This is a genomic window from Holdemania filiformis DSM 12042 (genome assembly GCF_000157995.1).
Lineage (GTDB): Bacteria > Bacillota_I > Bacilli_A > Erysipelotrichales > Erysipelotrichaceae > Holdemania > Holdemania filiformis.
Map to the genome: position 1 here is coordinate 653,670 of NZ_GG657556.1, position 5,764 is coordinate 659,433.

The window sequence follows — 5,764 nt, forward strand, 5'->3', positions numbered from 1 at the left end:
TCGCGAGGAGTTCTGTTCCGTTTTTGGTTTGGATTAGGCCGAAATTAGTTCTGAAGAAGTGCTTAGCTTTTCACGAGGTTTTGTTACAGAGCACAGTGCTCGAGCTTACCGTCGATGATCGTTGCCAGGCAGGAGGTCAGATTCTCAAACGGCATGCCGTCAAAAATTGCGATATCCGCATCCTTGCCGACTTCTAAGGAACCGACACGGTTTTCCAGACCCAACAGCCGGGCCGGACGGATCGTCACAGATTCCAGCGCCGTCTGGAAGCTCAGGCCATAGCGCATCGCGATACCGATGTCGCTCGGCAGCCAAACGGTATCGGAAGCGCCGTCCGCAGTCAGGCAGAAGTTGATGCCGGTCTTCTCAAAGACCGCCGGCGTGTCCTGACGGCAGCCCCAGATCTCAAATTTCATCGGCCCCATCTTCAGCGGCCCGACGACGGCTGTGATGTCCTTCTCTTTTAAGAATTCCTTGATCTTATACCCTTCCGTGCAGTGTTCAATCGCATATTTCAGATGGAATTCCTCGGCAATGCGGATCGCCGTGACGATGTCGTCGGCCTGGTGGCAGTGAATCCGGCAGCGGCGTTCGCCGCGGACAACCGGAACCAGCGGATCCAGCCGGAAATTCGGTTCAACCTGAACTGTCGGATCGGTTTCCGCTTTTTTCAGCTTATCGGAGTACACCTTGGCGTTGAACAACGTTTCCCGCAGCACAGCGCCGGTCCCCATGCGGGTCATCGGCATTTTCTTGTCCGGACCATAGCAGCGCTTCGGGTTTTCGCCCAGCGCCATTTTCATGACCTCGGTGCCCGGAATCATCATGTCCTGAACGGTGGAAGCCTGTTTCAGCTTAAATGAGAAGCCGGTGCCGCCGATGACGTTGGCGCTGCCCGGCAGTGTGCAGCAGGTCGTGAAGCCGGCGTTTCTGACCTTCGGGATCGCTTCGTCAAACGGGTTGAACGCATCCAGCATCCGCACGTGCGCGGTGACGGGATCGGTAATTTCGTTGGCGTCCATCGTCGAAGGCATCCAGGCCGGTTCGTTTAAGCCTGACAGATGGCTGTGAGCGTCGATCAGTCCCGGCGTCACCCATTTACCGGCAGCGTCAAGAATCTCTACGCCCTCCGGAACCGTGATGTCGGTACCCATGTCCGTAATTTTGCCGTTATCGATCAGTAATGTGCCGTCTTCCATGACGCCCTGAGTGACGGTCAGCAGCTTTCCGTGAACGATCGCGATCATAAATCCCCCTCCTGGCGGACAAATTCCGGTTTTCCGTCGATGATGACCTGCTCGCACAACGTCAGATTGGAGAACGGCATGCCGTTAAAGATCGCGATATCCGCGTCTTTGCCCACCTCCAGCGAGCCGATCCGATCGTCCAGCTTCAAGAGCTTGGCTGGATTGATCGTCACGCATTTTAACGCCTGTTCAAAGCTGAGTCCATTTCGCATGGCGATGCCGACGTGAACCGGCAGCCATTTGGTCGCTGACGAATCATCCGCCATCAGGCAGAAATCCTCAATGCCAGCCTTTTCAAAGACCGCCGGGGTATCCTGACGGCAGCCCCAGATCTCAAATTTCTGCGGTCCCATTAATAGCGGACCGATGATGACCTTGGCTTTTTTCGCTTTTAAGAAATCCAGAATCTTATACCCTTCGGTGCAATGCTCGATCGTGTAATCGAGGTTGAATTCCTCGGCAATCCGGATCGCCGTGACGATGTCGTCGGCCCGGTGGCAATGAATCCGGCAGCGCATTTCGCCGCGGACGACCGGAACCAGCGCTTCCAAATCAAAGTCACGCTTGACGTCCTTGCCTGCAGCCAGCGCGTCGCTGTACTGCTTGGCGTCGAATAACGCTTTGCGCAGGACCGCGCCGGTGCCCATCCGGGTCATCGGCATTTTCTTTTCGGAGCCATAGCAGCGCTTCGGGTTTTCGCCCAGCGCCATTTTCATCATTTCCGAGCCTTCGATCGCGATTTCCTGAACGGTCGCCGCATTTTTCAGCTTGAAGCTCAAGCCGGTGCCGCCGATGACGTTGGCGCTGCCCGGCCCGGTGTAGCAGGTCGTAAAGCCGGCTGACCGTGCCGCGCCGATCGCCATGTCGAACGGATTCAGCGCGTCGATGCCGCGGATTTGAGCGGTAACCGGCGAAGTGACCTCGTTGCCGTCGCCGATATGCGGCATCCAGTGCGGTTCGTTAAAGGTTGAAATGTGCGTGTGCGCGTCGATCAGGCCCGGAGTCACCCATTTTCCGGAAGCGTCGAGGATCTCGGCCCCCTGCGGGATCGCAATATCCTTGCCGATCGCTGTGATCTTGCCGTTGTCGATGAGCAGCGTACCGTCTTCAATCGTACCGTTGGCGACGGTCAGCAGCTTGCCGTGTGTAATAGCTATCATTGTATGTCCCCCAATCTCTATGAACTCATTGTATCGTAAAACCAGTGAAAATCAATCCGTGATCCCAATCATTTTCATTAAATATCGGGCGTTGCGCTGCGTACAGCGTCCCGGCTTGAGCTTGTAATCAAAGAAAATCTTCTGATCCTGGTAATGTTCCTCAAAATGAACGTTGATTAAGGAAAGTCCGGCTTGTTCCTCCAGGGCGCACAGCTCAAAGTCGTGCGTCGTGATCATCGCGCGGATCCACGGGTGGTTCAGATGGCGCAGCACCTGGGCGCTGCCGTCGATCCGGTCGAGGGAGTTGGTGCCCTTGAAGATTTCATCGATCAGCACCAACAGCGGGGTTTTCAGGGATACAGCGTCGATGATCCTGCGGATTCTTAACAGCTCGCCATAAAAGGTGGAGATCCCCTCGTTGACGTCGTCGCGGATCCGCATTGAGGTTAAAACGGTAAAGCCGGAAGTATCCATGCTTTGCGCGCAGACGGGACCGCCGGCCGCCGCCAGAATTTGATTCAGACCGATCGTGCGCATGAACGTCGTCTTGCCGGACATGTTGGAGCCGGTGACCACCGTCAGCGAATGATCGAGGGTGAAATCGTTGCCGATCGCCTGAACCGGATCCAGCAGCGGATGAGTCAGCTGCGTAAACGCCAAGACCGGAACCGTTTCCTCATGCAGCTTCGGCATGCAGGTCTGCGGATGCGTCAGCGCGATCAGCGCCAGCGATTCCATCGCTTCTAACTGCCCCAGCTGTTCCATCACGGCGATCCACGTCTGCCCGGCCTGAGCCTGCCATTGGTTCCAGGCCTGCACGCATTGCAGATCCCACAGCAGCAACAGCTGCGCCGGCAGATAGAGAAACGGATTGGCCTGCAGCGACAGCCGGTTTAACAGCCCGTCGAGCTGCTTTACGCCCTGAAGCAGTCCCTGCGGCTGACGGATCTGAGTTTTCAGCGCGTCGATCAAAGGGCTGGACAGCGCCGACTGATCCAGTTTCTGACAACGGACCAGGCAGTTTTGCAGTCCCTGCCGGACCTTCGCGACGGCCTGCAGGCGGCTGTGGACATACCCAAGGGAAAACAGGGCGAGCGCCGCCTGGACAAAAAAGATCAGGATGAAGCACAGCGGCGAGATCCAGCGCAGCAGCGTCAGCCCCAATAACGTCAGTGTCACTGCCGGCATCCAGCGGATAAACCAACCGGGAATCGGCAGCGTGATCGGCTGGACAAGCTCATTCAGCTTTTCGGAAGCCATCGCGGCAGCTGTCTGCGGCGTCAGACCGTGCGTGCAGGTCCAGTCCGCGAGCATGAAATCGGGATTCTGCGCCAGAACGGTCACGGTTTCCTGACGTTCGCGGATGATTTTAGCTGCGGCCGGTTCTTTAAAATAGGAAGCCAGCGCCGTCTTCCCCTGTGGCAGGACCGCCATACAGCAGAACTGATATAACGAACGCGGGCCAAAGACGTCGAGATCGGCCAGCGCGGGCTGATCGTCGGTTAAAAATTCCGCGCCGGTTTCCGACGCCTGTTGCCAACGACTGTCCAACCGCGACAGACATCGCCCAAGCACTTCGCTTCGCGCCTGGGCTTCAAGATAGAGCCGGTTGTTTTTTTGATGCGCCAGCATTGCCAGACAAAATCCGGCCAGGCTTAGGATAAAGATGAATCGATAACCCATCCGGCCGTCGACAATTTGAAAAAAAGACCACGCTGCGATTAAAAACAAACCGAAGCGAACTCCGGCAATCTGCGAGTTTTTACGGCGGAGCTGAACGCATTGACTCTGAGTCTGGGCCAGCTGCGCTTCCCATTGTTGTTTCTGCATCGGATTCCTCCTTTTGATTGATTGCAACAGCTTTAGTATAAGCCAGATGTCCCTGAAAATCAAAGCGGGAAAGCATCACACGGACCTCAGGTAAACATTGGATTGTTATCAAAGTGCCGCAGAATTCCTTAATCTGCACGGAAAGCGGGAAGGGTCGCTATTTCCATTCTTAAAAAAATATGCGATAATAAAAACGCATTCAATTCAACAAGCAATTCCTTCCCGGCTTCCTCCGCCGATGAGCGAGCCGGAGCCGGGGCGATATCGTTTTTAAAACGATAGAGTTCTGAAGCAAAGAACAGGAGCGATTAATGATGGAATCCATGGTCATCTTTCATCGTTGCCGCAGTTTGGCGGCGACCGATGCTTTTTATATTCAGCAGCTGGGGCTGACACTGTGGCATACTCAGCCAGGCTGTCATATTTACGACAGCGGTTACGGCTATCTGGGGTTTGTGGAAGCGGCGGACTTTGAGCTTCCTGCTTATTCGTGCATTTCGTTTAACTGCACGGACTGCGCTGAGGTCGACCGGCTGTATGAAAAATTCAAAGGAATGAAGGGGATCACTGCTCCCCGGCCGCATCCGCAGTTTGCAGTCTATTCCTTTTTTATTCAGGATCCTGACGGATATACCGTCGAATTTCAAAAGATAGTGAAGGAGGGAGAACAATGAGCGAACGGATTGTTCAGACGGTTACACCGCGTCAGCTGCGCCGGGAATTCAACGGCATCGGCCTGACGTTTCTGATCGTTTTCGGATTGGCTGTCGGCGCGGCCTTTGGTTATCGATGGCTGACTCCGCTTTTGGAGCCGTACTATCAGACGGTGGACCGGCAGGCGGCGGAAATGGGAATTCGGATCGTCGTCACGCTGCTCGTCATGCTTCTTCCGTTTCAGATCTATGCGGCTTTGAAAAAGATGAAGACAGGCCGGTTTTTCGGTCATTGTCAAGGCGAATGGCGCGATATTCTCGGACTGGTGCTGATCGGACTGGCGCTGAATCTGCTTCTGACCTTTATTGTCGGGATTCTGGCGCTGGTGCTCAGCTGGTCCAACATTCAGTTTACGTCCTCGGAACTCATTCTGCAGGGAAAGCTTCCGGCGGTGATTCTGAGCCTGATTTATATCGTTGTGATCTCTCCGTTTTGCGAGGAATTTATATTCCGCGGCGTCTGTCTGCGCAGCTTTGGCCGGATGGGCAATTATTTCGCAATCTTTGCCAGCTCGCTGTTGTTTTCCTTCATGCATGGCAATCTGATCAATATCCTGCCGTCGTTTTGTCTGGGAATCTTCCTGGCGGTGGTGACGATGCGGTTTAATTCCATCCTTCCGCCGCTGCTGATCCACATCGCGATCAACCTGCAGACGGTGGCTTTGCAGCAGGTGCCGGTACAGTATTCGTGGATCATCGGATTGAGCTGCGTCGTGATTTACGCGTTGGCGCTGTTCGCCTTGATCCGCGGACGGCATAAACGAATCATTGTGCGCAAAGAAGCGAATCCCTGGATTTTAATCCAGCAGTTCTT

5 protein-coding genes are annotated in these 5,764 nt (G+C 55.0%); 2 read left to right on the forward strand and 3 right to left on the reverse strand.

Annotated elements, in window-relative coordinates; genetic code table 11:
- Positions 1-83: 83 nt before the first annotated feature.
- From HOLDEFILI_RS08935 to HOLDEFILI_RS08945, 3 genes are read right to left on the reverse strand one after another with little or no spacing between them, the layout of a single operon-like run.
- A complete protein-coding gene (locus HOLDEFILI_RS08935) occupies positions 84-1,247 on the reverse strand; it encodes an amidohydrolase (RefSeq protein WP_006059288.1) in 1,164 nt (387 codons plus the stop codon).
- A complete protein-coding gene (locus HOLDEFILI_RS08940) occupies positions 1,244-2,407 on the reverse strand; it encodes an amidohydrolase (RefSeq protein ID WP_006059289.1) in 1,164 nt (387 codons plus the stop codon). The genes HOLDEFILI_RS08935 and HOLDEFILI_RS08940 overlap by 4 nt, the downstream gene beginning before the upstream one ends.
- Before the next feature lie 51 nt (positions 2,408-2,458).
- The gene (locus tag HOLDEFILI_RS08945; protein ID WP_039864423.1) at positions 2,459-4,237 is read right to left on the reverse strand and encodes a MutS family DNA mismatch repair protein; all 1,779 of its coding nucleotides are present in this window, start codon (positions 4,235-4,237) and stop codon (positions 2,459-2,461) included.
- Between the two features lie 314 nt (positions 4,238-4,551).
- On the opposite strand from HOLDEFILI_RS08945, the gene HOLDEFILI_RS18400 reads away from it, so the two are divergent.
- The gene (locus tag HOLDEFILI_RS18400; protein WP_050766952.1) at positions 4,552-4,911 is read left to right on the forward strand and encodes a VOC family protein; all 360 of its coding nucleotides are present in this window, start codon (positions 4,552-4,554) and stop codon (positions 4,909-4,911) included.
- The coding region (locus HOLDEFILI_RS08955) for a CPBP family intramembrane glutamic endopeptidase (protein ID WP_006059293.1) at positions 4,908-5,764 on the forward strand (857 nt) is incomplete at its 3' end. The genes HOLDEFILI_RS18400 and HOLDEFILI_RS08955, both read left to right, overlap by 4 nt.